This is a genomic window from Glutamicibacter nicotianae, assembly GCF_016907615.1.
Lineage (GTDB): Bacteria > Actinomycetota > Actinomycetes > Actinomycetales > Micrococcaceae > Glutamicibacter > Glutamicibacter nicotianae.
On record NZ_JAFBCH010000001.1, the window covers coordinates 2,251,892 to 2,278,278 of the forward strand.

The 26,387-nt window shown below is 63.6% G+C and carries 24 protein-coding genes; 9 read left to right on the plus strand and 15 right to left on the minus strand.

Annotated elements, in window-relative coordinates; translation table 11 throughout:
• Positions 1-84: 84 nt before the first annotated feature.
• On the minus strand, positions 85-462 hold the full coding sequence (locus JOE62_RS10750) for a GntR family transcriptional regulator (protein ID WP_204722347.1): 378 nt from the start codon (positions 460-462) through the stop codon (positions 85-87).
• A gap of 79 nt (positions 463-541) precedes the next feature.
• Here JOE62_RS10750 and JOE62_RS10755 point away from each other — a divergent pair, with 79 nt between their 5' ends.
• The gene (locus JOE62_RS10755) at positions 542-1,201 is read left to right on the plus strand and encodes an MBL fold metallo-hydrolase (RefSeq protein ID WP_204722348.1); all 660 of its coding nucleotides are present in this window, start codon (positions 542-544) and stop codon (positions 1,199-1,201) included.
• Positions 1,202-1,224: 23 nt separating this feature from the next.
• On the opposite strand, the gene JOE62_RS10760 is transcribed toward JOE62_RS10755, so the two are convergent.
• Together JOE62_RS10760 and JOE62_RS10765 are read right to left on the minus strand one after the other, a co-directional pair.
• Positions 1,225-1,704, minus strand: a complete 480-nt coding sequence (locus JOE62_RS10760) for a GNAT family N-acetyltransferase (RefSeq protein WP_204722349.1) — start codon at positions 1,702-1,704, stop codon at positions 1,225-1,227.
• Positions 1,705-1,776: 72 nt separating this feature from the next.
• Positions 1,777-2,568 (minus strand): methyltransferase domain-containing protein, encoded by a 792-nt coding sequence (locus JOE62_RS10765; RefSeq protein ID WP_204722350.1) that lies wholly within the window; start codon positions 2,566-2,568, stop codon positions 1,777-1,779.
• A 77-nt stretch (positions 2,569-2,645) separates the two neighbouring features.
• Between JOE62_RS10765 and JOE62_RS10770 the strand changes: the two genes are divergently transcribed.
• The 3 genes from JOE62_RS10770 to JOE62_RS10780 all read left to right on the plus strand — a co-directional run bounded on the left by JOE62_RS10770 (position 2,646) and on the right by JOE62_RS10780 (position 5,899).
• The gene (locus tag JOE62_RS10770) at positions 2,646-5,177 is read left to right on the plus strand and encodes a DEAD/DEAH box helicase (protein WP_204722351.1); all 2,532 of its coding nucleotides are present in this window, start codon (positions 2,646-2,648) and stop codon (positions 5,175-5,177) included.
• 2 nt (positions 5,178-5,179) lie between these two features.
• Positions 5,180-5,635, plus strand: coding sequence for an NUDIX domain-containing protein (locus tag JOE62_RS10775; protein ID WP_204722352.1), 456 nt, complete (start codon positions 5,180-5,182; stop codon positions 5,633-5,635).
• Between the two features lie 72 nt (positions 5,636-5,707).
• Positions 5,708-5,899 carry a hypothetical protein gene (locus JOE62_RS10780; RefSeq protein ID WP_013349261.1) on the plus strand — a complete coding sequence of 64 codons (192 nt, stop codon included), beginning with the start codon at positions 5,708-5,710 and terminating at the stop codon, positions 5,897-5,899.
• 15 nt (positions 5,900-5,914) lie between these two features.
• On the opposite strand, the gene JOE62_RS10785 is transcribed toward JOE62_RS10780, so the two are convergent.
• Positions 5,915-6,865: a phosphotransferase gene (locus tag JOE62_RS10785; RefSeq protein WP_204722353.1), complete on the minus strand. Its 951-nt coding sequence runs from the start codon at positions 6,863-6,865 to the stop codon at positions 5,915-5,917.
• 51 nt (positions 6,866-6,916) lie between these two features.
• On the minus strand, positions 6,917-7,669 hold the full coding sequence (locus JOE62_RS10790) for a metal-dependent hydrolase (RefSeq protein WP_204722354.1): 753 nt from the start codon (positions 7,667-7,669) through the stop codon (positions 6,917-6,919).
• 62 nt (positions 7,670-7,731) lie between these two features.
• Between JOE62_RS10790 and JOE62_RS10795 the strand changes: the two genes are divergently transcribed.
• Together JOE62_RS10795 and JOE62_RS10800 are read left to right on the plus strand one after the other, a co-directional pair.
• A complete protein-coding gene (locus JOE62_RS10795) occupies positions 7,732-8,220 on the plus strand; it encodes a GNAT family N-acetyltransferase (RefSeq protein WP_204722355.1) in 489 nt (162 codons plus the stop codon).
• Positions 8,220-9,506 carry an alpha/beta fold hydrolase gene (locus JOE62_RS10800; RefSeq protein WP_204722356.1) on the plus strand — a complete coding sequence of 429 codons (1,287 nt, stop codon included), beginning with the start codon at positions 8,220-8,222 and terminating at the stop codon, positions 9,504-9,506. Before JOE62_RS10795 ends, JOE62_RS10800 begins: the two co-directional genes overlap by 1 nt.
• 80 nt (positions 9,507-9,586) lie before the next feature.
• Here the strand turns inward: JOE62_RS10800 and JOE62_RS10805 are convergent, their stop codons facing one another.
• The 5 genes from JOE62_RS10805 to coaE form a co-directional block, all read right to left on the minus strand.
• Entirely contained in the window at positions 9,587-10,054 is a 468-nt protein-coding gene (locus JOE62_RS10805; RefSeq protein ID WP_204722357.1) for a MarR family winged helix-turn-helix transcriptional regulator, read from the minus strand.
• A 109-nt stretch (positions 10,055-10,163) separates the two neighbouring features.
• A complete protein-coding gene (locus tag JOE62_RS10810) occupies positions 10,164-11,195 on the minus strand; it encodes a TerC/Alx family metal homeostasis membrane protein (protein WP_338085780.1) in 1,032 nt (343 codons plus the stop codon).
• Positions 11,196-11,440: 245 nt separating this feature from the next.
• Positions 11,441-13,528 carry an excinuclease ABC subunit UvrB gene (uvrB, locus tag JOE62_RS10815; RefSeq protein WP_204722358.1) on the minus strand — a complete coding sequence of 696 codons (2,088 nt, stop codon included), beginning with the start codon at positions 13,526-13,528 and terminating at the stop codon, positions 11,441-11,443.
• Positions 13,529-13,600: 72 nt separating this feature from the next.
• A complete protein-coding gene (locus tag JOE62_RS10820; RefSeq protein WP_066138801.1) occupies positions 13,601-13,849 on the minus strand; it encodes a hypothetical protein in 249 nt (82 codons plus the stop codon).
• 2 nt (positions 13,850-13,851) lie between these two features.
• Positions 13,852-14,448, minus strand: a complete 597-nt coding sequence (gene coaE, locus JOE62_RS10825) for a dephospho-CoA kinase (protein ID WP_204722359.1) — start codon at positions 14,446-14,448, stop codon at positions 13,852-13,854.
• A gap of 25 nt (positions 14,449-14,473) precedes the next feature.
• Here coaE and JOE62_RS10830 point away from each other — a divergent pair, with 25 nt between their 5' ends.
• From JOE62_RS10830 to JOE62_RS10840, 3 genes are all read left to right on the plus strand, one after another.
• Entirely contained in the window at positions 14,474-15,148 is a 675-nt protein-coding gene (locus tag JOE62_RS10830) for an IMPACT family protein (RefSeq protein ID WP_204722360.1), read from the plus strand.
• Positions 15,145-16,326: a class I SAM-dependent methyltransferase gene (locus tag JOE62_RS10835; protein WP_239543336.1), complete on the plus strand. Its 1,182-nt coding sequence runs from the start codon at positions 15,145-15,147 to the stop codon at positions 16,324-16,326. The genes JOE62_RS10830 and JOE62_RS10835 overlap by 4 nt, the downstream gene beginning before the upstream one ends.
• Before the next feature lie 61 nt (positions 16,327-16,387).
• Complete coding sequence (locus tag JOE62_RS10840; protein WP_204722361.1) at positions 16,388-18,088, plus strand: HNH endonuclease signature motif containing protein; 1,701 nt, start codon at positions 16,388-16,390, stop codon at positions 18,086-18,088.
• Positions 18,089-18,116: 28 nt separating this feature from the next.
• Here JOE62_RS10840 and JOE62_RS10845 read toward each other — a convergent pair whose 3' ends face one another.
• The 5 genes from JOE62_RS10845 to polA form a co-directional block, all read right to left on the minus strand.
• Entirely contained in the window at positions 18,117-19,427 is a 1,311-nt protein-coding gene (locus JOE62_RS10845; protein ID WP_204722362.1) for a hypothetical protein, read from the minus strand.
• Between the two features lie 257 nt (positions 19,428-19,684).
• Positions 19,685-21,160, minus strand: a complete 1,476-nt coding sequence (rpsA, locus tag JOE62_RS10850) for a 30S ribosomal protein S1 (RefSeq protein WP_038990737.1) — start codon at positions 21,158-21,160, stop codon at positions 19,685-19,687.
• 217 nt (positions 21,161-21,377) lie between these two features.
• Positions 21,378-22,691 (minus strand): GNAT family N-acetyltransferase, encoded by a 1,314-nt coding sequence (locus tag JOE62_RS10855; RefSeq protein ID WP_204722363.1) that lies wholly within the window; start codon positions 22,689-22,691, stop codon positions 21,378-21,380.
• 70 nt (positions 22,692-22,761) lie between these two features.
• On the minus strand, positions 22,762-23,670 hold the full coding sequence (locus JOE62_RS10860) for a polysaccharide deacetylase family protein (RefSeq protein WP_239543338.1): 909 nt from the start codon (positions 23,668-23,670) through the stop codon (positions 22,762-22,764).
• 68 nt (positions 23,671-23,738) lie between these two features.
• On the minus strand, positions 23,739-26,351 hold the full coding sequence (gene polA / locus JOE62_RS10865; RefSeq protein WP_239543764.1) for a DNA polymerase I: 2,613 nt from the start codon (positions 26,349-26,351) through the stop codon (positions 23,739-23,741).
• Between the last annotated feature and the right edge of the window lie 36 nt (positions 26,352-26,387).

The following is a 26,387-nucleotide window of genomic DNA, read 5'->3' on the forward strand; positions in this document are numbered from 1 at the left end:
ATTCTCAGGTGCTGACGCGTGATGTGCGTTGTGTTGCGTGCAGTCGACCAGAATCGCTGCTGGGATGCGGTCGATGCGGACGTGTTATTGGGGCAGCGAGCTGAAAGCTGCCCTGAGGTACTTCACAGCGGTGTCCTCATCCACCGACCATTGCTGCGAGATCCGCGCCAGGTCTGCGGCGGCATCGCTGACTTCCTGCTCGGCCCGGTCCTCGGCGGCCTGGATGACCGTGCCGTGGCGTCCGCGGGTGACGACCGCGCCCTGGAGTTCGAGCTCCTTGTACGCCTTGGCCACGGTATTGACCGCCAAACCTAGGGTGCCGGCGAGCGCGCGCACCGAGGGAAGCTTGGTGCCCGGAGCAAGCTTGCCCTCGGCCACTGCCGTCAGGATTTGCTCGCGGACTTGCTGGTACGGGGCCACCGTGGACTCCGTGTCCACGCGCAGGAAGGGCAACTCGGTCATACGATGTTCCGTTTCGTCGTGTGCTTCATGTCTCTCGAGCCTATCGTGTGGCGGACCGGTTTCACCGTAGTCTGGAGGAATGAATGAACTACAGCTAGATGACTTCAGTGTTCGCTGGATTTCGGTTTCGGACATGTCCAACAACGTGTACGTCGTGACCGACAAGGCCAGCGGGCAGCAAATATTGATCGACGCCGCGGATGACTTCCCGGCCATCCAGGACTTGCTGGCAGCGGCTGCGGCCGACACGCCGAAGGGCGAAGTGCAGGTCACCACGATCGCCACGACCCATCAGCACTGGGACCACGTGCGCGCCCTGTCCGACGCGGTGGCCGCCTACCCGGTCCCTACCTATGCGGGGGCCGATGATGTCGCCGGCATCCTGGAGGAATCCGGAGTGCAGGTGGCGCACCCGCTCTCCCATGGCGATCAAATCCAGTTGGGCGAGGTCACGCTCGAAGCAATCCACCTGCGTGGCCACACCCCTGGCTCCATTGCATTCGCGCTGGCGGATTCTTCAGGACAGCACATCGTCCTCACTGGGGACAGTCTTTTCCCCGGAGGCGTAGGGAACACTTGGAAGGATCCAGAGCGTTTCGCGTCGCTTTATGCCGATGTCACTTCCCGGATCTTCGACCGGTTCCCGGATTCGACCGTGATCCTTCCGGGCCATGGTGATGGCACCACGCTGGGCGCCGAACGCCCCTCCCTGCCCGAATGGCTGGAGCGCGGCTGGTAGGAGCTTGCAGCAGCTGCCACCGGCTATTTAGTCGGCGGCAGCTCCTGGTAGTACAACAGCATCTGCCAGTCGCTTCCCGGTAAGTTGTTGTCGAACCCGTGGTGTTCGTAGAAGCGCCGAGTTGCAGTGTCGTCCTCGTCCACGTTGATATGCAGTTCCAGGCTTCCGCGCAGCGCCAGTCCCTGCAGCAGGCGGTCGATGAGGGCCGACCCGATGCCCCGGCCACGCAATACGGGTTGGACGTAAAGTTCGTCTAGCACGGCCAGCGGCCCATCGAAGTAAAATGTGGGTCGCAGCGTGACCAGCGCATGCCCGACCAAGCCATGTCCATTCCCCGCGACGATGGCGAAACACTGGTCTCCTGCCAGCATGACTTCCAAGCGCCGTGCAACCACCACAACAGGTGGGCATGGCGAATCGAATTCCCGATTGAAGTCCGCTTGCAAGCGGGCCAGGTTCAGGCTGTGCTCCGGTCCCGCAAGAAAGGCATCGTACGCGTGCATGCAGAAAGTATGCTCCGTTTGGCTCCTCGGACGCCAGAGCCTGCAGCCCCGCAACGTCCCGGATGAGCGGTGTCAGCCGAGCTTGTGGCCAACCATGAAGATCCGGCGGAACGGGAAATTCGTCAAGATGGTTCCGTCCTGCGAGGTGAATGAAGGGTAGTGGACGGAAACTTCGGCACGGTAGTCGTTCTCGAACTCTAGGTAGTCTTCCTGTCCCAGCGCGTGCCGAACGGGCAGCAACGCGGTACCGCGAACCCAGTTCAGGATCGGGTCCTCGCCTGCGAGCAGCTGATGGTAGGTGGTTTCCCAGACATTGGCCTGGAACCCCGCGTCCAGGAAGATCCGCTGGTATTCATCCGGCTCGCCGACCACGTCGTCATGGCGCAGCACCCCTGCCAGCTTGCCGGACCACTTCGGGCTGTCGGCGACTGCGCGCATTACCGCATGCGAAGGTGAACCGAAATTGCCCGGGACCTGGATGGCGACGTTCGCGCCGGGCTTCAGCTTGACCAGCCACCGGGCCAGCAGCTCGCGATGCCCCGGCAGCCACTGCAGCATGGCGTTGGAGAACAGCAGGTCCGTATCGGCATCAGGGATCCACTGCGTGGCGTCGGCGAGCGCGAAGCCCAGATTCTCCTCGTGCTCGCTCTGCGAAGCCCGCGCGATCATCTCGGGCGAGGAATCCAGACCGGTGACCTGCGCCTGCGGCCAGCGCCGGGCCAGCAGCCGGGTCATATTTCCCGGGCCGCAGCCCAGATCGATGATCTTCGACGCCTCGACCCCTGCCAGTTGTCCCAGCAAATCTTTGTATGGGCGGCCGCGGTAGTCGGAGAATTCAGTGTATTTCGTCGGATCCCATTTCATGTTCCTGAGCCTAAACCCGAGGCGCAGGCAACATCCAGCCCCCAGTCGTAGTTCTCAACCGATAGGCTAGGAACATCATGTTGCTCACCGATTATCTGCCAGCAGACACCAAGAACGTATCCGACGACGAAATCTACGAGGCTTTCGGCCAGTGGGTGGCGACGCGCGGCATCAGCCTCTACCCCGCACAGGACGAAGCGTCGATGGCGCTGGCCGGCGGCAACAACGTCATCCTGGCCACCCCCACCGGGTCGGGGAAGTCCATGGTTGCCATCGCTGCGCACTTCTATGCCATGGCCCGAGACCAGATCAGCTTCTACACTGCGCCCATCAAGGCCCTGGTCTCCGAGAAGTTCTTCGACTTGTGCAAGATCTTCGGCGCGGAGAACGTCGGCATGGTCACCGGCGACTCCTCGGTGAACGCCGACGCCCCGATCATCTGCTGCACCGCCGAGATCCTGGCCAACATCGCCCTGCGCGAAGGCTCCAAGGCCGACGTGGGCTGCGTGATCATGGACGAATTCCACTTCTACGCCGACCCGCAGCGCGGCTGGGCCTGGCAGGTGCCGCTGATCGAGCTGCCGCAGGCGCAGTTCCTGCTGATGAGCGCCACCCTGGGCGACGTCACCCGTTTCGAGAAGGAACTCGAAGAACGCACCGGCAAGACCACGGTCACGGTCGCGCACACCGAGCGTCCGATCCCATTGCACTTCTACTACTCCATGGACCCGGTGCAGGAAGCCGTGGAGGAACTGATCAAGACCAAGCAAGTCCCGATCTACATCGTGCACTTCTCCCAGCTCGATGCCATCGACCGTGCCACCGGGCTGATGAGCGTGAATGTGGCCACGCGCGAGGAGAAGGAAAAGATCTCCGAAATGATCGGCGGCTTCCGCTTCGCCGCAGGATTCGGCAAGACGCTGAACCGCCTGGTCCGCCACGGCATTGGCATCCACCACGCCGGCATGCTGCCCAAGTACCGCCGTCTGGTCGAACAACTGGCCCAGGCAGGCCTGCTCAAGGTCATCTGCGGCACCGACACCCTGGGCGTGGGCATCAACGTGCCGATCCGCACCGTGGTGATCACCGCCCTGTCCAAATTCGACGGCACCCGCACCCGCATCGTCAATGCCCGCGAATTTCACCAGATTGCCGGCCGCGCCGGACGCGCCGGGTTCGATACTGCAGGCACCGTGCTGGTGCAGGCCCCGGAGCATGCGATCGAGAACCACAAGGCCATGGAAAAGGCCCTGAAGAAGCATGGCGAGGGCTCGTCCAAGCTCAAGCAGATCCCGAAGAAGAAGCCGCCGCAGAACTTCGTGACCTGGGGCGAGAAGACTTTCGAGAAGATCGTCGAGGCCGCCCCCGAAACGCTGAAGTCCTCCTTCCAGGTCTCGCACTCGATGCTGCTGAACCTGCTGGAACGCGAGGATAATGCGTTCGAGGCCGCTGTGCGCCTGCTCAGCGAGAACCATGAAACCCCGGCCGCGCAGCGCAAGCTCAAGAAGCGCGCCATCGGCATCCTGCGAGAACTGATCGCCACCGAGGTGGTGGTGCGCCGCGAGCAGCCCGACGAATACGGCAACTGTTATGAGCTGACCGTGCACCTGCAGCAGAACTTCGCGCTGAACCAGCCGCTCTCGCCCTTCGCGCTGGCCGCCCTGGACCTGCTGGACCCGGATTCCGCCAGCTACGCGCTGGATGTCGTTTCGGTGATCGAGGCGACCTTGGAAAAGCCGCGCCAGGTGCTCTCCGGCCAGGAGAAGAAGGCCCGCGGCGAGGCCATTGCCGCGATGAAGGCCGACGGAATGGACTACAACGACCGCATGAACGCGCTGGATGAGGTCACCTACCCGATGCCGCTGGCTGAGAAGCTGGAGAACGCGTTCGAGCAGTACCGCTCCGGCGCGCCGTGGCTGGCCGATTTCGAGCTGGCACCCAAGTCGATCGTCCGCGACATGTACGAACGCGCCATGGGCTTCTCCGATTTCGTCCAGTACTACCAACTGGCCCGCTCCGAGGGCGTGCTGCTGCGCTACCTCACCGACGCCTACAAGGCCCTGCGCCAGACCGTCCCGCAGGATGCACTGCGCGAGGATCTCGAAGACCTCATCGAGTGGCTCGGCGAGATGATCCGCCAGATCGACTCCTCGCTGCTCGATGAGTGGGAAGAGCTCTCGCGGGGCGAGCTGCACGAGGAAACCGAAACCGCACCGCCTCCGGCACCGGAAAAGCTGACCAGCAATGTGCGGGCCTTCCGGGTGATGGTCCGCAACGAGATGTTCCGCCGGGTGAAGCTCTTCGCCGATGAGCAAGACAAGGCGCTGGGCGAACTCGATGAGCACAACGGATTCGACGCGGATGTCTGGGCCGATGCGATGGATGGCTACTTCGATGAGCACGATGACATCGATGATGGCCCCGCCGGGCGCAGCTCGCAGCTGTTCATCATCAAGGAACTGCCTAACCGCATCTGGGAAGTACGCCAGATCTTCGCTGATCCTTCCGAGCACCACGACTGGGGTATTTCCGCGACCATCTCGCTGGATGACTCGGACGAGGTAGGCGAACCGGTGGTTACCGTGACCTCCGTGGGCCGTCTGGACTAGGCATGAAGGCGATCAGCTACGTCATCTTGCAACACCGCGATGAGGTTTTGCTGCAGCTGCGCCAAGGAACCGGCTACATGGACGGGTACTGGAGCACAGCGGCCGCCGGGCACATTGAGCCCGGCGAAGCTGCCCAGGCCGCCGCCGTGCGTGAAGCCGGCGAAGAGCTGGGAATCCACATCGATCCGGCACAGCTTCAGCCGTTGTGCACGGTGCATCGTAACCAGCAAGCTGGCAGCTACGTGGATTTCTTCTTCCGCACCAGACAGTGGGATGGTGTACCGAGACTTATGGAGCCGGAGCGAGCCGCGCAGCTGCGTTGGTTCCCGCTGGATGCCCTTCCGGATAACCTCGTTGAACAGGGAGATCTGGTACTTTCCAGGCTGGATTCCGACCTGCCGCCGATCCTTTCCATGGGATTCGGCACGGAAACGCCCCAGCCCCAACGTCTGGACTAGTCGCACACAATGCCCGCAACATCCTGCCGGAAACCGGTAGCAATGTTGCGGGCATTGTCGTAGGGTGTGGCCATGAATGGATTCAAGCTGCGTCTGCTTGGAGCAGGCATATTGCTGCTGGTCCTGATAGGGCTGCTCAGCGGTTGGTCGGAACTCTTTGCTTCCGGCGCATGGGTCGCGACCGTTCTCCAACTCGGCCTGATATTCCTCGGCCTTGCCCTGATCTACCGCGGGGAAAACGCCGAGATGCCCGGGTCCGGCTAGCAACAGGTCTTAGCATTACCCCAATCGGGCTTTGAGCCAGGCTATGCAGGCCGTTGCCTGCTTGGCGTGATAACTGCGCAGGGTGGGCAGCCCCGGAACTTCTGGCCTACGAGCGGCATCAACATAGTAGGCAGCCAAACCAGCCAGCGCTCCAGTCAGAGCATCGGAGCTCGTCGAGGCGAAAATCCGGTGGGACGATGCAATGGCGTCCGCATCCAGTGCCGGATCGAAAATCCTGGCCTCAACCAGCACCGTCAACGCGTCATACCACGCGGCACCACGCGAAGCCCACGGCCAGTCGACCAGAAGCACGCCCCCATCTTCGCCCAGCAAGATGTTGTCCGAGCGCAGATCGGTGTGCACCAGCTGGTTTCCGGCCAGTGCCCCAATTCCTTCGATGGCCAGTTCATGGAGTGCTTCCAGGTTTTGCGCCAACCAAGGGTCTGCAGGAATCCATTCGTCAGCCATGATCCGAGCAAAACCGCTGGCGTCCTCGCGCAGATCTACTTCGAGGGCAGGAAGCAAGCTGGTGATTCCAGCTGGCTGCTGATCCGCCAGCTGCGCGAGCGTGTCCAGCACCCGGATAAGCTCGTCGGCACCCCAGGGAAGCTGCGGGTTAAACCCTGGCGCTTGGTCGAAAATCAACGCCTCCCAGTCATCCCAGCGAATCCGTCCCAGGAATTTCGGAACCGGCATCGAAGCCGGGAGCATCGCTGCGATCTCCGCCTCTCGCGCATGCAGGGCGGCGCCCGGGCCATTCAGCCCGTGGCTGACAGCTTTGGCGAACACCTTCTGCCCTGCGGCGGTAAGCAGCCGGTCGGCGCTGCCCGCAGAGAACCCGCCGCATTGGCCATGCGCCGTGATGACTTGCGATCCCAGGTGCGATTCAATCAGTTCGCGCAGTTCGGCAGGAAGATCTGGCCAGCTGATGCGCTGGGTGTAGTGGATCACCATGGTTTGGATCATGCCATGGCCTTAGGCCATCTCCCAAAAATGTTCTGGCGTGCCTGCGGGCAGCTAGGCGACGATTAGCGCAATGCCCACATAGGTGGTCAGTCCCGTGGCCAGCAGCCATTCGGAGGTGGAGCCGGTTTCGCCCAGAATCGGCAGCGCCACCCGGCCGTTGGACTTCCAGCAGCCGCCGATGACCGGCATCCGGCGGAACCAGCGCGGGGAGCCGATCTTGATCGGCCACAGCAGATTGCAGCCTCCGATGGTCAGCATGTCGCCCAGCACGTGCACGATCACACCGACCGAAACGGCCATGAGGAACCAGAGGTTCTGCTCGGGCGCATTCATCCCCACGAAGGTGCCGGCGGCCAGGGCGATAATCCAGCACAAGAGCGGCGGCATGAACTTCATGGTCTTCACCGCGAAGGAGATCAGCAGGATCGCGAACAGCGCCGCCGCCGGATAAACCGTCCCCAGGGCCGCGGTTTGCACATCCCAGCCGTTGGCCAGCCAGGCCAGGAAGATGAAGAAGGCGATGCCGATCAGCGAATGGGTGCCATTGCGGTGCCCGCCGGAAGCCGAACCGATGATCCGGGTGAAGATGCTGGAAATTGGCGGCAGTGAACGGGCGATCGTGGCCGAATGGTGATCGGCATCGGGCAGCAGGGCGGCACCTGCGCACACGATCGCTCCGGCCAGGGTTTCCCAGCGGTCCATTTGGAAGGTGCCCAGCCCCAGGTTCACCGATCCCACGGTGACCGGAGTCGTTATTGCCAACCATGCGGCTGCGCCGCTCACCGCGTGGTGTCCACCCATCATGCATTCAACCTTAGGTCTGGTCACCGACGTTTTAGCGGTGCGACGGAGGTAAGCTGGAACACATGAGTATTGTGCGTGAAGCTGTTGTGGGCGACTGCCCGCAGATCTTGGAGATGATCCAGGAATTGGCCGACTACGAGAAGGAACCAGATGCGGTGCACAACACCGTAGCTGATCTGCAAGAGCATCTCTTCGGCCCCAATCCCCAGGTTTTCGCCCACGTGGCCGAGGATGAATCCGGCGAGCTGAAGGGCATGGCCCTGTGGTTCCTGACCTACTCCACCTGGGAAGGCCGGCACGGCATCCACCTGGAAGACCTCTACGTGCGCGAAGCGCGACGCGGTTCGGGCACCGGAACCGCGTTGCTGCGCACCCTGGCGCAGATCTGCGTCCAGCGCGGCTACAAGCGCCTGGAATGGTCGGTGCTGGATTGGAATGAACCGGCGATCAAGTTCTACGACGCGATCGGCGCCGGTTCCATGGACGGCTGGACCACACGCCGCCTGGACGGCGAAGCATTGCACGCACTTGGCACCCGAGGAGCAAACTAATGCGGCATTATCGCGGTATGGACGTCACCGACCATCGCATCGAGGTCCCGCTGGACCATGCAGACCCGCAGGGCGAGAAGATCTCGGTCTTCGCCCGCGAGATCAGCACCGACGTATCAAAGCCCTGGCTGCTGTTCCTGCAGGGCGGGCCAGGCGGCAAGTCCCCGCGCCCCGGTTCCCTCTCCGGGTGGCTGTCCGAGGCCACCAAGCACTTCCGCGTACTGCTGCTGGACCAGCGCGGCACCGGGCTGTCCACCCCGGCCAACCGCAAGACCCTTCCGTTGCGCGGGGACTCGGCGGCCCAGGCACGCTACCTCACGCATTTCCGGGCCGATTCGATCGTGCGCGATGCCGAGGCGCTGCGCGAGCACCTGGGCATCGAGCAATGGAGCACCCTGGGCCAAAGCTACGGCGGGTTCTGCACCCTGACCTATCTCTCGCTCTTCCCGCAGTCGCTCACCCGCTGTCTGGTCACCGGCGGGCTGGCCTCGCTGGATGCCGATGCGAAGACCGTCTACCGTGCCACCTACCAGCGCATGGCCGAACGCAACCGCGAGTACTTCTCCTGGTATCCCGAGGACTATGAGACGCTGCACAGGATCTACGAGCATGTGCGCGCCAAGGACGATGAGCGCCTGCCCAACGGCCAGCGCGTCACCGTCCCGCTGGTGCAGATGCTGGGCATGTACCTGGGCGGCAACACCCGGGTGCACCTGCTGCATCACATCTTCGAGGAGGCCTTCAGTGATACCCCGGGCGGCGAACGCCTCTCGGACGCCTTCCTCGAAGCGCTGAACGCGCAGTCCTCGTTCGCATCGAACCCGCTCTATGCGCTGATGCACGAAACCATCTACGCGCAAGGCGAGGCGACCAATTTCGCCGCGGAACAGGTCTTGCCGGAGTTCCCGGATTTCACATACCACGCGGCGACCCCGTTGCTGACCGGCGAGATGATCTACGGCTGGCATTTCTCCGAGGATCCGGCCTTGCGCCCCTTGGAGGATGTGGCCCGCATCCTAGCCGAGCACGAGGGCTTCGGCCCGTTATACAACCTGGACGTGCTGGCGAAGAACAAGGTGCCGGTGGCCGCGGCGGTTTACCACGACGATGTCTATGTGGACCGCGAGCTTTCGCTGCGCACAGCCTCGCAGGTGGCAGGATTGCAGGTGTGGGTGACCGAGGACTACCACCATGACGGCATCGGCGATGACGGCCCGGCGATCTTCCGCCGCCTGCTGGCCATGGCCAATGGAGAGGAACCCCAGGCCGCGTCCAACGACGACTAGACAAGGGAGCCGATCCGTCAGCTGAGATGGCAAACAGGCAACGCGCTTGAATCCCGCCGAGGATTCAAGCGCGTTGCCGATTAAGCCTGCTGTGCGTGGGTGTCCAGCTGCGCGGCGACCTGGTCATTGAGCCGTTGCAGCAGCGGCACCGCCTGCGCCATAACCTGCCGTTCCCCGGCGCTGAAGGAATCGATGCCGCCTGCCAGCGAAGCAATCGCGCGCTGCCGGTAGGCTTCGATCGCTTCCTTGCCCTCGCCAGTCAGGCTGACCAAGCTGGCTCGGCCGTCCTTAGGGTCCGGCTGGCGCTGCACCAACCCGTCATTCTCCATGCGGATGACCAGGCCGGTCATGGTCGGCTGCGCAACACGCTGCTCAACAGCGAGGTCTCCCACGCGCTGCGGACCCAAGCGGTCCAAGGTGGAAAGCACCCGCCACGCGGTGACCGATCGGCCCTGCCCTGCCGCGCGTCCAAGCAGCCGCGACATGGTGCCCGAGGCGAGTGCCACGCCGGTGGCAATATCGCTGGCTTCTGTTGATGGATCGCTCATGGGAATCACCTTAGCAGAACTGCATAGTGACACTATCCGGGTACGAAAAACCCGCCGGACCAGTTGGAATCAACTGGTCCCGGCGGGCTGTTAATTGCGCTACCCGGCGTTAGTCTTGCTTCGCGTACTCCGCGGCGTCTGCCATCGCGGCGGCTTCGGCGTTAGCAGCGGCACGCTTGCCCCACGGGCTCCACAGCGAGAGCACGGTGGCGATGACGATCGCGCCGAGGATCACCAGCAGCGAGAGGCCTACGGAGATGTCCAGCCACGCATAGTGAAGCGGTTCGCCGCCGTTGATGAACGGCACCTGGTTCTCGTGCAGGGCGTGGAAGACCAGCTTCACGCCGATGAAGGCCAGGATGAAGCTCAGTGCGTGCTTCAGGAAGACCAGGCGGTTCATCAGCCCGCCGAGCAGGAAGTACAGCTGGCGCAGGCCCATCAGCGCGAAGATGTTCGCGGTGAAGACGATGAACGCGGACTTGGTCAGGCCGAAGATCGCCGGAATCGAGTCGAAGGCGAACAGCAGGTCGGTCATGCCGATGGTCACGAAGACCAGCACCATCGGGGTGAACAGCTTCTTGCCGTCGACCACGGTGCGCAGCTTGGCGCCATCGAAGTCCTTGGAGATCGGCAGCTTGCTGGTCAGCTTGCTGACCAGGCCGCTTTCCTCGTCCTCGTCCTCGTCCTTGAGCTGGTTCCATGCGGTCCACAGCAGGAAGGCGCCGAAGATGTAGAAGACCCAGGACCACTGCTCGATGATTGCGGCACCGAGCACGATGAAGATCGCGCGCAGGATCAGCGCGATGATGATGCCGAACATCAGCACTTCCTGCTGGTACTTCCGCGGTACCGAGAAGCGGGCCATGATGATGATGAAGACGAACAGGTTATCCACCGACAACGCGTATTCGGTGATCCAGCCGGCGTAGAATTCCTGGCCGAGCTGCGGGCCGGCCTGCCACCAGATCAAGCCGCCGAAGGCGATGGCCAATGCGATGTAGAAGCTGACGAAGATGCCAGCTTCCTTCATGGAAGGAATGTGCGGACGCTTCGTTACGTACAGTAAGTCAGCGGCCAAGACCACGCACAGGACTACCAGTGCGATGATCTCGAATTGAAGGCTAATTCCAGAAGTGCCCACGGACGAGCGACCTTTCGTTGGAGGGTATGTCAAAATCGCCGCAAGTCTCTCCGCCGCCTGCACGGTGCCCGAAATCTCGTGGCACCCGTGGTGCTGGTCGGCTGCTGCGCCCGGCGGAACACCACTGGTCCGCGTGTTGACGTTCACAGCATTGGGATACTCCCCTACGTCCAGTGATCAAGTGTAGCGCACAGGAACCGCACAGGGTCAGTGGAAGTGCCATACTGCGCCGAACAGCACACTTCTTACGCGTGGCCGGCGGCCTGCATCTGGCGCAATTCCTTCTTCAGCTCGGACACTTCGTCGCGAATGCGGGCAGCGAGCTCGAACTGCAATTCGGCGGCCGCCGCATGCATCTGCTCGGTCATTTCCTCGATCTGGCCCAACAGGTCCTCGGCCGGAGCCGCGGCCAGGCCGTCCTTGCGCACCGCCGGGGAGGCCTTGCTGCGCTTGGCATTCTTCGCCAAGCGGTTGTTGTTCAGCAGCTCCTGGGTGTCGGCATCCTCGCGCGCCAGCTGGTCGGTGATGTCGGCGATCTTCTTGCGCAGCGGCATCGGATCGATCCCGTGCTCCTTGTTGTGCGCTTCCTGGATGGCCCTGCGGCGATTGGTCTCCTCGATCGCCTGGTCCATCGCCTCGGTGATCTTGTCCGCATACATGATCACCTGGCCGGAGATGTTGCGGGCGGCACGGCCGATGGTCTGGATCAGCGATGTCGCCGAGCGCAGAAAGCCCTGCTTGTCCGCATCCAGGATCGCCACGAGCGAGACCTCGGGCAAGTCCAGGCCCTCGCGCAGCAGGTTGATGCCGACCAGCACGTCGAAGGAGCCCATGCGCAGCTCGCGCAGCAGCTCCACGCGGCGGATGGTGTCCACATCCGAGTGCAGGTACTGCACCCGCACCTGGTGCTCGGTCAGGTAGTCGGTCAGATCCTCGGCCATGCGCTTGGTCAGCGTGGTGACCAGCACGCGCTCGTCGCGGTCCACGCGGGTGCGGATCTCGTCGAGCAGGTCGTCGATCTGCCCCTTGGTCGGCTTGACGATGATCTCCGGGTCGACCAGGCCGGTCGGGCGGATGATCTGCTCGACGAAGCCGTCGGACTTGCCCAGCTCGTACTTGCCCGGGGTGGCCGAGAGGTACACCGTCTGCCCGATGCGCTCAAGGAACTCGTCCCACTTCAGCGGCCGGTTGTCCATCGCCGAGGGCAGGCGGAAGCCGTGCTCCACTAGGGTGCGCTTGCGCGACATGTCGCCCTCGTACATGGCGCCGATCTGCGGCACGGTCACATGCGACTCGTCGATGACCAGCAGGAAGTCATCCGGGAAGTAGTCCAGCAGGCAGTGCGGTGCGGAACCTGCCTCTCGGCCGTCAATATGCCGCGAGTAGTTCTCGATGCCGTTGCAGAATCCCATCTGCTCCATCATTTCCAGGTCATAGGTGGTGCGCATGCGCAGCCGCTGGGCCTCGACCAGCTTGTTCTGCGACTCCAGCTCCTTCAGCCGCACCGCCAGCTCGTCCTCGATGGACTTGATGGCCTTGCCCATCCGCTCGGCGCCGGCCACATAGTGGCTGGCCGGGAAGATGTACATCTCGGTTTCCTCGCGGATCACCTCGCCGGTGACTGGGTGCAGCGTGTAGATGGCCTCAACCTCGTCGCCGAAGAACTCGATGCGCACCGCCTGCTCCTCGTACATCGGGATGATCTCCACGGTGTCGCCGCGCACCCGGAAGGTGCCGCGGTGGAAGTCCATGTCGTTGCGGGTGTACTGCATGGCGACGAACTGGCGCAGCATCGCGTCGCGGTCCAGTTCCTCGCCCTGGCGCACGGTGACCATTCCGGCCACGTATTCCTCGGGGGTGCCCAGGCCATAGATGCAGGAGACGGTGGCGACGACGATCGTGTCGCGGCGGGTGAGCAGCGAGTTGGTGGCCGAGTGGCGCAGCCGTTCGACCTCCTCATTGATCGAGGAGTCCTTCTCGATGAAGGTATCGGTTTGCGGGACGTAGGCCTCGGGCTGGTAGTAGTCGTAGTAGGAGACGAAGTACTCCACCGCATTGTTCGGCAGCAGCTCGCGGAATTCGTTGGCCAACTGGGCGGCCAGGGTCTTGTTCTGCACCAGCACCAGGGTGGGGCGCTGCACCTGCTCGACCAGCCAGGCGGTGGTCGCGGACTTGCCGGTGCCGGTGGCGCCGAGCAGCACGATGTCCTTCTCGCCGGCGTTGATCCGCTCGGTCAGCTCCTTGATGGCCTGCGGCTGATCGCCGGCAGGCTCGTACTCGCTGATGACTTCGAAGGGGGCGACCACGCGCTTGATCGGCTGTGCAAGACTCATGCTTCCAGCATATCCACTTGCACCGGCCGATGGCCGCTCGCCCGAGCCAGCTTTCAGCTTAATGCCCGGGTGCTACTTGCGCATCCCGTAACGGATCGCATTGCGCTTGACGGTGCGCTGGATGCTGCTGCCGAAGAAGCCGACGGTCATGACGGTCGCGGCGGCCAGGCCGATCAGGCCCAGCCAGCCGGAAATGTAGACCACCGGCGAATACGGCCCGGATTCGCTGGCGACGAATTCCTCGCGGCCGCCGAATCCCAGCCACAGCACCAGTGCGGCGGCAAAGGCGAGCAGGGTGGTCCACTTGCAGATCTTGTACATTGCTACTCCTGTGCTGGGGCCAATTGGCGGTAGAGGGAGGCGACTTGGGCTTCGAGTTCTTCCAGGCTGCCGGAATTATCCAGCAGGTAGTCGGCCACGGCCGCCCGCTGCTCGTCCGTGGCCTGAGCGGCCATCCGCGCTTCGGCGTCCTCGCGGCTCCAGCCGCGATCCTGGACCATGCGGCGGATGCGTTCATCATGCGGAGCCTGGACGACGATCACGGCGTCGAAGCGGTCCGTCTGCCCGGACTCGACCAGTAGCGGGATGTCCTCCACCACCAGCGCACCGGGTGCCGCGGCCTCGCGCAGGGCCGCTGCCTGTTCGCGCACCAGCGGGTGCACGATCTCGTTGAGCTTGGCCCGCTGCGCCGCATCGGAGAACACGATCGCGCCCAGGGCGGGCCGGTCCAGCGACCCGTCGGGCAGCAAAATCCCCTCGCCGAAGGTGTCCTTGATCGCAGCCAGCCCGGACGTGCCGGGTTCCACGACCTGCCGTGCCAACGCGTCGGCGTCGATGACGACGGCTCCCAGTGAGGCCAGTTTGGCCGCGACCGCCGATTTTCCGGAGGCCACTCCCCCGGTCAGTCCCACATGCATCATGTTCCCACCCTATAAACTAAGGGGGATGAACACCAACGACTCGGCCGCGACCCGGTACACGACTTTGACCAGCGATTGCGTGCACGAGCTGGAAATCAAGCGTTCGCGCTTCATCACCTACCTCTACCGGGTCGAGACCGAGGCGGCCGCCCGCGAGCATATTGCCGCCCTGCGCAAGATCCACTTCAATGCCCGCCACCACTGCAGCGCGTTCATCCTGGGCCCCGATCGCATGACCCAGCGCTCCAACGACGACGGCGAGCCCTCGGGCACCGCCGGGATCCCGATGCTCGATGCCCTGGCCAAGCGCGAAATCCCCGACGGCAGCGCGCTTTCGGATGTGCTGGCCGTGGTGGTCCGCTACTTCGGCGGGATCAAGCTCGGCGCCGGCGGGCTGGTCCGCGCCTACTCCGAGGCGGTGTCCTCCGCGCTGGACCAGGCGCAGCTGCACCTGCGCCAGCGCATGCGGATCCACACCTTCGCCGCCACCCACGCCGACGCGGCCCGCTACGAGAACGATCTGCGCGCCGCCGGCTACCAAATCGAGCCGACCATCTGGCAGGCCGATGCCGCGATCGTGCAGGTCGGAATCCCGGACACCTCGGAAGCCTCCGACCAGCTGCGCACCCATATCGCCACGCTCACCTCCGGCGCCGGGGAACTGGCCGCCGCCAACACGCAATGGGTTGACCTGATTTGAACACCGCCGCTGATTCCCACGACGCCGACGAGGGCGCCAGCGCGCTGCAGGCCCTGCTTCCCGCGCTGCGCCGCTGGCCCGATGTCGAAGCGCCGAACCTCTTCGCAGCCGACGCCTCGGACCGGCTCATCCTTGACACCTGCGCCGCCGCGTCCGGAACCGGCTCCTGGCCGGCATCCATCGCGGTGATCGGCGACCACTACGGCGCGCTGGCACTGGGCTCACTGGCGCTGGGCAGCACGAGCGTGCGCGTGCACACCGATTCGCTCACCGCCCGCCGCGCCATCGAGGCCAACCTGGCCCGGCTGATGCCCGAAGCGGCCGAACGCCTCGACTTCTTCCCGCTTCAGCAGATCGCCGCGCAGGCCAGCGTCGTCCTGCTGGCCCTGCCCCGCGGATTGGACGTGCTTGGCGAACAGGCCGCCGCGGTGGCCGCCGTGGCCGCCCCCGGTGCACGGCTGTTCGCCGGCGGCCGGATCAAGCACATGAGCCGTTCCATGAACGAGGTGCTCGCGGCGCGTTTCGAGCGCGTCGACGTCTCGCTGGCCAGGCAGAAGTCCCGGGTGCTCACCGCCAGCAGCCCGCGCGCCGAGCAGCCCTCCAGCAGCTTTCCGGCCACCGCCACCCACCAGGTACGCGGCACCAGCTTCACTCTGCATGCCGGTGCCGGGACCTTCGGGAACGCGCGGCTGGACCCGGGTACCCGGCTGCTGTTGGAAAACCTGCCGGACCTGTCCGAACACAGCAGGCTCGTCGATTTGGCCTGCGGCAACGGCTCGATCGGCATCTTCGCCGCACTGCGCAATCCGCAGCTGCGCGTGGACGCCTCGGACCATTCGGCTTCCGCCGTCGCCTCCACGCTGGCCGCCGCGCAGCGCAACCAGCTGGCCGGCCGCATCACCGCCGTGCAGGATGATGCCCTGAGCCGCCTGCCCGACGCCAGCGCCACACTCATCACGCTGAATCCGCCCTTCCACATCGGCAACACCGTCACCGCCGACATCGCGTTCAAGCTGATCGACGATGCCGCCCGCGTGCTCACCCCCGGCGGCACCCTGCTGTGCGTGTTCAACTCCCACCTGCGCTACCGCAGCGAACTGGTGCGCCGGGTCGGCCCCACCAGGCAGCTGGCCCGCGACAAGACCTTCACCGTCACCGCATCCACCCGCGCGCACTAGCTTTTCCACAGCCCGCGTCCCGCCCCGGCACGCCGCGCGCGACCAGCCGCATGCTGGGTCCATGAGCGGAACAATCAGCCAAGCCCTCGCCGGGCTGGCACAAGCAATCGAGGACACGCCGGCCCTCAACGTCGACGACGCACTGGCCTTGGCCGCGTTCCTCCCCCGCCTGCAGCAGACCCTGCTCCCGGACACTTCGTCCACCCAGCCCTCCGATGTTCCGTCCGCCGGCTCCGTGCCGCACTACCTGCACGACCCGCGCTATGCCCTGGCCTTGGCCACCGCCGCCGAGGCAACGACCCACCAGGGACAGCGCCTGCAGATCTACGCGGTCCACCTCATCGAGGACACCGCCGCCCACACCCTCACCCCGGAAGAGCTGGCCGCGGCCCGCGAGAACCGGAGCGATTTCAGCATTCCCGCCACGCGCACCGGAGCGCGGCCCGGCTCCTCCGGGCCCGCGACGCTGTTGGCCTCCTGGCTGCGTACCGAGCATTTCGAAGCGAAACGCCGCGTCCAAGCCGCCCACCACGTCTACGCGCAATACGACTACCAGCACCAGAGGTACCCTGCACAGTTCCCGCTGCTGGCCGAGCGCTTCAATGACCCGCACCAGCCGCCAGCCGAAGTGCTCAGCGCGGCCCGGCGCCTGGCCGCGCTGGAACCCACGCTGGACGAATTCGCCGCACCGGCCACTGCCTCGGCGCTCAGCAAAGACGGCGAGCTGCTTGAATCCGTCGTCGATGGGCACTTGGATGAGCCTGATCCGGGCACCCGCCGCCGCTTGGTCGGCAACTTCCTCAAGGCCCAGAAGGAACGACTCGGCAAGAAGCGGCCCGAAGCGCTGGAAGGGGTGTTCCGGCGAGGTGAACGCGACGGGCTGGTCCATTACGATCTCGCCCTGCGCCCCACCCGTGCGGAGCTCTTCGAGTCGGGCATCTCGCAAATCGACAATCCACGCTCTGCACCGGGCCAGGCCGCGCGCGAAGCTTTCACCGATCCGCTGCAAGACGATCCAGGGCAAGACACTGGAGACGGCACTTTCTACCAGCAAGGCAGTGGAACCCATCCGGACTTCGTCACCGATGAAGAAGCCGCGGCCAGCGAAGAACCTGGCCCTGAGCCACTTTCTCCCGCGGCACGCCGTCTCAACGGCCTGATGAATTTGCTGGAGATCAATTCGAAACGCTTGCAGGAGCTGCTCCACGCAGTGCAGAACGGAGAATCCGGACAGGGCACCGAAGATCTTGCTGACGGCTCCGTCAAGGTCCCCGCCATCACGCCGAAGATCGTGGTAATGCTGACCTTGGATGAGCTGGAAGGCCGGGCACGAACCCACGGCATCACCCAGCATGGATTCAAGCTCAACGCTACCGACCTGCGCCAGACCCTCGCCAGGGCACGCATCATCCCGATGGTGCTCGGCGGCAAGGGCGAGCTGCTGGATATCGGCCGCAGCCAACGCAAGCATCCGGGATACATGCGGCTGGGTATCGCCGTGCGCGATCGCGGCTGCATTGTGCCCGGGTGCACCATGGATCCCGAGCGCTGCAACATCCACCACATCTGGTTCTGGTCCGAGGGCGGTGTCACCGCGGTCTATTGGAGCGCGATGCTCTGCGACACGCATCATCATGACGTGCATGCCGGACTGATCAAGGTCATTCCCGATGGCGGGGTGCCCAAGGTCATCCTGCCCAGCTTCATCGATCCTGCCCAGCAACCGGTACGCAACAACTACCACATGGCAGCGGCCGCCTAGCTCGCGGTCCTACGGCATCCATACCAGGTTAGATCAAGAATGGGCGCCCACCGTGCACGCGCACTGCATGGGCGTTGATACCTATGGGATGCAGGTCGATCCGGTCGATCTCGGCCCGCTTGTTATTGTCGAAGTCATCGCCAAGAACTGAGTCGCCATTCGGCGTCTTAACCGCCAGGCGTCGTTTGCTGCGGTTCAGCGGTTCGCGTGCGGATTCCGGAGAGTAGTAGGCGCTGGCCTGTTTCCCTCCCCCATAGAGCCAGGATGCCCGCACGGCAATCGGGCGCGAGCCCCATCCGCTTAATCCCGCGATGACCAAACGCTGGCCGGTTCCTTCAAGCAGTTTCCCATTCAGGTTCTCCCCGTAGACCCAGGGCTGGGCCGCAATGCCCAGGAACTCCTCGTGGGAGAGCTGATTGACCGCATGCACCCCGTGCTCGGGGCAAACCTCGGAACAGAAAATGAATCGCGGATCTTCGAATTCCTTCTTGGATCCGTTCTTGTCGTCGTTCCGGCACAGGCAGTTCGCGGTTTCATCCGTGTCGATGAGGATCGCGTTTCCGCAGGCGCGTAAAGAGGTTGGGCCGATCCGGTGATCCGCTGGCACTTCGAGTGCGAAAAGGCCCATTGCTTGCAGGTGCATCCAGCGCAATACGCTGATCAGCAAGCTGATGCCCAACAGAATCACCGCGGCCAACACGTCAAGCCGGTATCCTTCATCCAAATCATGCAACGAATGCACTTCTGTGCTGATCAGTTCCCAGCCCAGCCGGAGAATCGGATAAGCCAGGGCGCCCAACGCCAGTTTCCAGACCGTGGGCGACATTTGCTTGGTGATTCCGAAATCGCGTTCCTGACCCGCGGCCAGTTCGATGCCGCCTGTTGCTTCACGTTTCCAGGATTTCAGCTGGCGTCTGAGCCGGGCATCGAGGATGCCTACGGTCAGGGAGAGCAGAAGGAAATAGGCCATCGACAGCATCAGCATCCGTTGCAGATCCCCGGCAGGGGCCAGCAGCAAATAAACTCCTGCTGCTACACCCAATCCCATCCACGGTGCTTGCCGGCCGCCGCCGAAGATCATGGCGAGGACGGTAGCGATCATCGAAAAGGACGCGATATGCCAGAAACTCTGGTCGAGGTACGGCGAATGCAGAAGATCTTGACGGACGAGGATCACTAAAGTAACCAGTGGAAGCCAGGTGGCTGCCGCCACCCAGAAATTGGGAATGGTGCGTGGAACGGACGCCCATTCTTCGTGGCTGACCTGGCGCATCGGGATCTGACGCCCGGCAACGGTACCTGCCGCGTAGCCTGCCTGCGAATTCCTTGCCGTTGCCATGTGCTTATACCTGTCGTTTGCGAATCTACTTGATCGGTACACTTTTAGTCTAGCGTCAGCAGGTATTAATTTCAGTGCTCCTCGGGAGCTATTTCTGGCCGGCCACCGTCAGCATAAATAATTACGAAGAAGACTGGCCGCAGCGATAAACCGGACATATTCACGGGTTAACGAACGAAGGTCCAACCCTGCAAGGGTTGGACCTTCGTAGATCAGCTAAAGCTAATCACGATTTTCGCACGTGGCAGAAGCCGGAATTAGTTGCCGGTCAGCTTCTCGCGCAGTGCAGCCAGTGCTTCGTCCGAAGCCAAGGTGCCTGCATCGGTGGCTGGTGCCTCCGAGGAGTACGAAGCTGGAGCTGGCTCGGAACCACCGGCAGCAGCAGGCTCTGCTTCTGCATCGGCGGCGATTGCGGCAGCAACCTGCTTCTTGTGTGCTTCCCAACGCTCCTGGGCAGCAGCGTACTGTGCTTCCCATGCAGCGCGCTGAGCGTCGAAGCCCTCGAGCCATTCGTTCGACTCTGGGTCGAAGCCCTCTGGGTACTTGTAGTTGCCGGCCTCGTCGTACTCTGCAGCCATGCCGTAGAGTGCTGGGTCGAACTCGGTGCCCTCTGGGTCAACACCTTCGTTAGCCTGCTTGAGCGACAGCGAGATGCGGCGGCGCTCCAGGTCGATGTCGATGACCTTGACGAACAGCTCGTCACCCACGGAGACAACCTGCTCGGCCAGTTCAACGTGGCGAACTGCCAGCTCGGAGATGTGAACCAGGCCTTCGATGCCGTCTTCGACGCGTACGAACGCACCGAATGGAACCAGCTTGGTAACCTTGCCCGGTACAACCTGACCCAGTGCGTGGGTGCGGGCGAAGGTCTGCCATGGATCTTCCTGGGTAGCCTTCAGCGACAGGGAAACGCGTTCGCGGTCCAGATCGACTTCCAGAACCTCGACGGTGACTTCCTGGCCAACCTCGACAACCTCGGATGGGTGGTCGATGTGCTTCCAGGACAGCTCGGAAACGTGTACCAGGCCGTCTACGCCGCCCAGGTCCACGAAGGCACCGAAGTTGACGATGGAGGAAACAACGCCCGGACGAACCTGGCCCTTTTCCAGCTTGTTGAGGAAGGTCGAGCGGACCTCGGACTGGGTCTGCTCGAGCCATGCACGGCGGGAGAGCACAACGTTGTTGCGGTTCTTGTCCAGCTCGATGATCTTGGCTTCGATTTCCTGGCCGATGTATGGAGCCAGGTCGCGCACACGGCGCATCTCGACGAGCGATGCTGGCAGGAAGCCACGCAGGCCGATGTCCAGGATGAGGCCACCCTTGACAACCTCGATGACGGTACCGGTAACGACACCGTCCTCTTCCTTGATCTTTTCGATGTCGCCCCAAGCGCGCTCGTACTGTGCACGCTTCTTGGACAGGATCAGGCGGCCTTCCTTGTCTTCCTTGGTCAGGACCAAGGCTTCGACGCTGTCGCCAACGGTGACAACTTCACCTGGGTCGACGTCGTGCTTGATGGAAAGCTCGCGGGAAGGGATGACACCTTCGGTCTTGTAACCGATGTCGAGCAGAACTTCGTCGTGGTCAACCTTGACGACGGTGCCTTCGACGAGGTCACCATCGTTGAAGTACTTGATGGTGGCGTCGACTGCGGCCAAGAAGTCCTCAGCAGATCCAATGTCGTTGATTGCGACGACTGGTGCGCTGTTGTTCTCGTTCGAGGTGATGGTCATGTAGTAGGGACTCCGATGTGGATAGATTTGATCAGTCGAAACCCCGGAAGTCCCGGAATTTCGAAGGGGGTAAAACTTGATTGCGGACACGGCAAAGCCATGGCACGCTGTTCAAGTCTACGCGCCTACCACACCGCGGGTCAAAGCGTAACCCGCTAACATCCACGCCAGCATTTTGTGAACTTCGTCATAATATCCGGTTTTCGCCCCCATCCCGCTAGAAACCGTGTGGTGTGAATCCCTCGCGCGCCACGCTGAACGCGCGCCGCCAGTTCCCTGCGCCTGCCCCGCCGACCAGTTCTGCACGGCCGGAATCCAGCAATTGATCAAGCTGCACTGTCCCGAGATAAAGGCCAGCCACCTCCCTTTCAGACAGCGCGACCAGCGGCAGGTCGGGATCGGACTGTCCTTCGTCGACTCGGGTCACCGTGGCGCGGGCATCGGCCACGTCGAAGAGGTAGGTCCCGGAAATCAAATCCATCCGGTCGTTCACGCGCAACAGCAACCGGGCATCATGCTGGTAACTGCGAACCTGGAAAGCGGCAGCAACATCCAGCACGCGCAGCCATAGCGAATCGTCGATGGAACGCACATGGTAGTCCCGCACGTTATCCAGCACCTGGCGCATCGGATCGGCCACCGGACCTTGGCCATGCACTTCCTCCACCAGATCATGGTTGCCCAGATATTCGAAGAGCTTGATCCGGGCGGCATCGCTGGTGGCGACCAGCTTGTTCACCACGAGCTTCGCCCTCGGTTCGTCCCAGCCGCCGAACTTGTAGGTGGCGAACCCGCCGAGCTGGCCGGCATCGTCGTAGTAGGCGGCAAAGCGCAGGTTCTTCGGCTTGTCCAAGGTCTCCCAGTTGTCCCAGCGACCCAGGGCGTAGCCATTGTCGTACTCGGTGCTGTCCACGGAGCCGAAGGTCCGCTCGAACGCGCGGACGGCCAGCGCGGAGTAGTCAGCTTCGAGGCGGGCAGGATCGGCGTCCACCACCTTGCCCGGCAGCTGGACTCGCAGCTTCAACCCGCCGGCGCATTTGAGCGTGAAACGGCATTGGAAGGTGGCCGGTTCGAAACCGTACCGCCCATAGATCGTCGCTTCCGATGCGGTCAACGCGGACAGCGGGAATCCTTCCTGCTGGGCATAGGCCAGATCGGCAGTAATCTGCCTGCCCAGCACGCCGCGCCGCCGATAGCTCGGGGCCACGGTGACCGAAGTGATCTTGTGCGCCGGTACCGGTTCGCCGCCTCCGGCATTGAGCAGCCCGGGAAATGCCCCGTAGGTGTGCACCGGTTCGGTTGCATGGCGCGAGTGCGGTTCGGCGTGCGGGTCGAACACGAGGCAGAAGCGCATTTTCTGCGCGTAGGTCAGGTCCAGGTAGTTCTTCCAGTTGGGCTCGTCCGGCAGCTGCTCGTAGAAGCCGATCCCGGTGGCCCGATGGAACAGCTTGATCGCTTCGTCGAGTTCCCCGCTTCGCGCATCGGCCTGGAAGGTCCGGGTTTCCAGCTGCGGCTGCGGCTCTGGTCTCATCGTGCTCCTTGGCGTGGAAGTCGGCTGGTCACAGTCTATGCCCCTGCTGGCCTGTTGCATGGGGAAGGCCTCACCAGGCATCGGAGAGCTTGGCGAATCGCAGGCCTGAATCGAGCGCCTGGACCAGCCCAAGTGCCAGGCCCTTCGCCGTGCCCGAAGCTGGCTGGTTGAAGTGCCCGATGCCGACATCCCCGGCGCGCAGCTGGCTAACCTGCGCGGCGACGGTCGTCGCGTCGAAGCTCGCCCCGGCGTCCAGGTTGACCGTGAAGTTCATCGGCCGCACGCCCAGTTCGCGGCACAGCGCCGCGCCGGCTTCGTCCATGTGGGCGGTGCCGGAGCGGAAGAATTTCGCGGTGATGCCGAACTGCTCGGCCAGATACAGCTGGTTGCCCATCACCTCGTCGTAGGCCTGGGCGATCGATCCAGTACCCATGATGCCGTAGGCGCTCTGGCCCCCTGTGGCCAGCGGGGCATGGCTGGTACCGTGGTTGGCGATCTCGAACAGCTGATCTTTGGCCAGTTCGGCCAGCAGCCGCGCATTGGCTCGAGCCCAGCGCTGGTTCACGAACAGGGTTGCCGGCACCTGCACTTCGCGCAAGGCATCCAGCAGGGTTTCGTCCGCGCCGGAGCCGTTTGGTCCCCCGCAGGCATCGAAGGTCAACGCCGCGTACTCGCTGCCCTTAGGCAAGCCCAGCTCGATGCCCGGGATATCCAGCCCGAACTGCCCGGCCGGAACCTCCTTGAACTTTTCGATCACCTGGCTCCGGCTCGGGTATGCCGCAGAAAAGGCGGACGCTGGCTGGGACGAAGCCGTGGCAGAAGGCGGTGGGGTTGCCGAGGCTGCCGGCGCCGTGGACCGCTGTTCGGGGGCAACTGCGCTGCAACCGGAGATCAGCCCGGCGGCCAACACGCCGAGCCCCAGGCTGCCGGTTTTCAGCGCCCAACGCCGCGAGTACTGTTCCACGTCCGCCTCTTTCATCAAGCCTTTGGGTCATGCCAAAGAGCAGGAGCACGACGCGGTGCCCCTGCCCTGCTGGTTGCAGCGCGCTAGTGCGCGGCGTCGTGCCAGGTCCGGCCGATGCCCGGCTGGACATCCAGCGGCACCAGCAGGTCTGCTGCCTGTCCCATTTCGCGGGTCACCAGCTCCTGCACCGGTTCCAGCTCGCCCTCGGCGATCTCCAGGATGAGTTCGTCATGCACCTGCAATAGCATCCGGGACTTGTACCCGCCGTCTTCCAGGCCTTCGGCGATGCGCAGCATGGCCACCTTGACCAGGTCGGCGGCCGATCCCTGGATCGGGGCGTTCAGCGCAGCACGTTCGGCAATATCGCGCAGCCGTCGATCGGAGCTGTTCAGCTCCGGCAGGTAGCGCCGGCGGCCGAAGATGGTTTCGGTGTAGCCGTCCTTGCGGGCCTGGTCGACCACCGAGCGCAGGTAGGTGCGCACGGCGCCAAAGCGGTCGAAGTAGTCCTTCATGAGCTTGCGGGCCTCGTCCACGCCGATCTTCAGCTGCTTGGAGAGCCCGAAGCTGCTCAGCCCGTAGGCCAGGCCGTAGCTCATCGCCTTCACCTTGGAGCGCATCTCGCTGGTGACGTCTTCCGGCTCGACGTTGAACACGCGCGAACCGACGTAGCGGTGCAGGTCTTCGCCGTTCTGGTAGGCCTCGATCAGCCCGGCGTCCTCGGAGAGGTGGGCCATGATGCGCATTTCGATCTGCGAGTAGTCCACGGTCAGCAGGCTCTGGTAGCCCCCGCCGACCATGAATACGTCGCGGATGCGCCGGCCTTCTTCCGAACGCACGGGAATGTTCTGCAGGTTCGGGTTCAGGCTGGACAGGCGCCCGGTCGCGGCCACGGTCTGCGCATAGGTGGTGTGGATCCGGCCATCGTCGTGGGTGGCCTTGAGCAAGCCGTCGACGGTCTGGCGCAGCTTGATCGCATCGCGGTAGGCCATCAGCGCAACCAGGAACGGGTGCCCGGTCTTGACCAGCAGATCCTGCAGCGACTCGGCATCCGTGGTGAAACCGGTCTTGATTTTCTTGGTGCGCGGCAAATCCAGTTCCTCGAACAAGACCACCTGCAGCTGCTTCGGGCTGGAGAGGTTGACCTCGTGGCCGATCGCGGCAAACGCGTCATTGGTCGCCTGGTCCACCTGTTCGGTGAAGTGGGCGCGCAGCTCGTTGAGCCTGTCCACGTCCACCGCGACGCCGGCGCGTTCCATCTCGAAGAGCACCGGAATCAGCGGCAGCTCCATCTCGGCGGCCAGCTTGTCCGCGTGCTTCTCCGCCAGCTTGGAAGCCAGGTAGGCGGAGAGGTCGTGGATGGCCTGCGCCTGGGCCAGGGCCGGTTCGGCCAGCTCGGAGGCCAGCCCCAGATTCAGTTCGCCCTTCTTAGCCTGGTGCACCGGCACCGCGTACTTCAGGTGGTACTGCACCACGTCGACCAGGTCGTGGCTGCGGCGATCGGGCTGGATCAGGTAGGCGCTGATCAGGGTGTCGTCCCTGATGCCGGCGATCTCCAGCCCGCGCTCGATGAGCAGGTGCATGGCGGCCTTGGCGTCGTGGAAGAGCTTCGGGGCGTTCTCATCGGCGAGGAACTGCGCCAGCACGGCCTCGGTGTCCTGATCGAGGTGTGCCAGTTCCAGCCAGAGGGCTTCGGCGCCGCGGAACAGGGCCAGGCCCACGGCTTCGCCGCCAGCCACGGCGGGCTGGATCGCGATGGCCGCACCCCTCCCGGCCTCGATGAATCCCCGCAGCGCAGCGGCATCGGCGTCGAGCACCCGGGAGAATTCGGCAACTTCCGGTGCCGCTTCCTCTTCCTGGGCCGCGAACAGGTCGAACAGGCGCTTGCGCAGGGTGTTGAATTCCAGCGCATCGAACAGGTTCTCGATCTCCTCGCGGTTCGGGGCTTCGAGTTCCATCTCATCGAGCGTGACCGGCAGTTCCAGGTCGTGCTTGAGCTGGTTCAACCGGCGGTTGCGGGTCACGTTGTCCACGTGCTCGCGCAAGGCGTCGCCGACCTTGCCCTTGATGTTCTCGATGTTCTCCAGGATCCCGGCCAGATCCCCGTAGAGGTTGATCCATTTCGCGGCGGTCTTCGGACCCACGCCCGGCACGCCGGGCAGGTTGTCGGCGGTTTCGCCCACCAGCGCGGCCAAATCCGAGTAGCGCTCAGGGCGCACGAAGTACTTGGCTTCCACCGCGGCGGCATCCATCGGCGGGATATCACTGATGCCCTTTTTCGGATACAGCACCAGGGTCTTGTCGGTGATCAGCTGGAAGGCGTCACGGTCCCCGGAAACCACCAGCACGTTGAACCCGGCTTCTTCGCCCTGGGTGGCCAGCGTGGCCAGGATGTCGTCGGCCTCGAAGCTTTCCAAGGTGATCGAAGGGATGTTCATCGCCTTCATGACCTCTTTGATCAAGTCGATCTGCCCGTAGAATTCTTCGGGGGTCTTATTGCGTCCACCCTTGTACTCGGTGTACTCCAGCGAGCGGAAGGTCGGGGTGTCCAAGTCGAAGGCCACCGCAACGTGGCTGGGCTTTTGCTGGCGGATCATCGTCAGCAGCATCGACACGAACCCGTGCACTGCATTGGTGTGCTGGCCGGTGCTTGTTGCGAAGTTCTCTGCAGGCAGCGCATAGAACGCGCGGAATGCCATGGAGTGTCCGTCGATGATCAGCAGTCTCTTGTCCGA

Bases quoted from the DNA above. Each gene is read 5' to 3' on its own strand.
- JOE62_RS10750 (WP_204722347.1), bottom strand. From the start codon at position 462: ATGACCGAGTTGCCCTTCCTGCGCGTGGACACGGAGTCCACGGTGGCC.
- JOE62_RS10755 (WP_204722348.1), top strand. From the start codon at position 542: ATGAATGAACTACAGCTAGATGACTTCAGTGTTCGCTGGATTTCGGTT.
- JOE62_RS10760 (WP_204722349.1), bottom strand. From the start codon at position 1,704: ATGCACGCGTACGATGCCTTTCTTGCGGGACCGGAGCACAGCCTGAAC.
- JOE62_RS10765 (WP_204722350.1), bottom strand. From the start codon at position 2,568: ATGAAATGGGATCCGACGAAATACACTGAATTCTCCGACTACCGCGGC.
- JOE62_RS10770 (WP_204722351.1), top strand. From the start codon at position 2,646: ATGTTGCTCACCGATTATCTGCCAGCAGACACCAAGAACGTATCCGAC.
- JOE62_RS10775 (WP_204722352.1), top strand. From the start codon at position 5,180: ATGAAGGCGATCAGCTACGTCATCTTGCAACACCGCGATGAGGTTTTG.
- JOE62_RS10780 (WP_013349261.1), top strand. From the start codon at position 5,708: ATGAATGGATTCAAGCTGCGTCTGCTTGGAGCAGGCATATTGCTGCTG.
- JOE62_RS10785 (WP_204722353.1), bottom strand. From the start codon at position 6,865: ATGATCCAAACCATGGTGATCCACTACACCCAGCGCATCAGCTGGCCA.
- JOE62_RS10790 (WP_204722354.1), bottom strand. From the start codon at position 7,669: ATGATGGGTGGACACCACGCGGTGAGCGGCGCAGCCGCATGGTTGGCA.
- JOE62_RS10795 (WP_204722355.1), top strand. From the start codon at position 7,732: ATGAGTATTGTGCGTGAAGCTGTTGTGGGCGACTGCCCGCAGATCTTG.
- JOE62_RS10800 (WP_204722356.1), top strand. From the start codon at position 8,220: ATGCGGCATTATCGCGGTATGGACGTCACCGACCATCGCATCGAGGTC.
- JOE62_RS10805 (WP_204722357.1), bottom strand. From the start codon at position 10,054: ATGAGCGATCCATCAACAGAAGCCAGCGATATTGCCACCGGCGTGGCA.
- uvrB (WP_204722358.1), bottom strand. From the start codon at position 13,528: ATGAGTCTTGCACAGCCGATCAAGCGCGTGGTCGCCCCCTTCGAAGTC.
- JOE62_RS10820 (WP_066138801.1), bottom strand. From the start codon at position 13,849: ATGTACAAGATCTGCAAGTGGACCACCCTGCTCGCCTTTGCCGCCGCA.
- coaE (WP_204722359.1), bottom strand. From the start codon at position 14,448: ATGATGCATGTGGGACTGACCGGGGGAGTGGCCTCCGGAAAATCGGCG.
- JOE62_RS10830 (WP_204722360.1), top strand. From the start codon at position 14,474: ATGAACACCAACGACTCGGCCGCGACCCGGTACACGACTTTGACCAGC.
- JOE62_RS10840 (WP_204722361.1), top strand. From the start codon at position 16,388: ATGAGCGGAACAATCAGCCAAGCCCTCGCCGGGCTGGCACAAGCAATC.
- JOE62_RS10845 (WP_204722362.1), bottom strand. From the start codon at position 19,427: ATGGCAACGGCAAGGAATTCGCAGGCAGGCTACGCGGCAGGTACCGTT.
- rpsA (WP_038990737.1), bottom strand. From the start codon at position 21,160: ATGACCATCACCTCGAACGAGAACAACAGCGCACCAGTCGTCGCAATC.
- JOE62_RS10855 (WP_204722363.1), bottom strand. From the start codon at position 22,691: ATGAGACCAGAGCCGCAGCCGCAGCTGGAAACCCGGACCTTCCAGGCC.
- JOE62_RS10860 (WP_239543338.1), bottom strand. From the start codon at position 23,670: ATGAAAGAGGCGGACGTGGAACAGTACTCGCGGCGTTGGGCGCTGAAA.
- polA (WP_239543764.1), bottom strand. From the start codon at position 26,351: ATGGCATTCCGCGCGTTCTATGCGCTGCCTGCAGAGAACTTCGCAACA.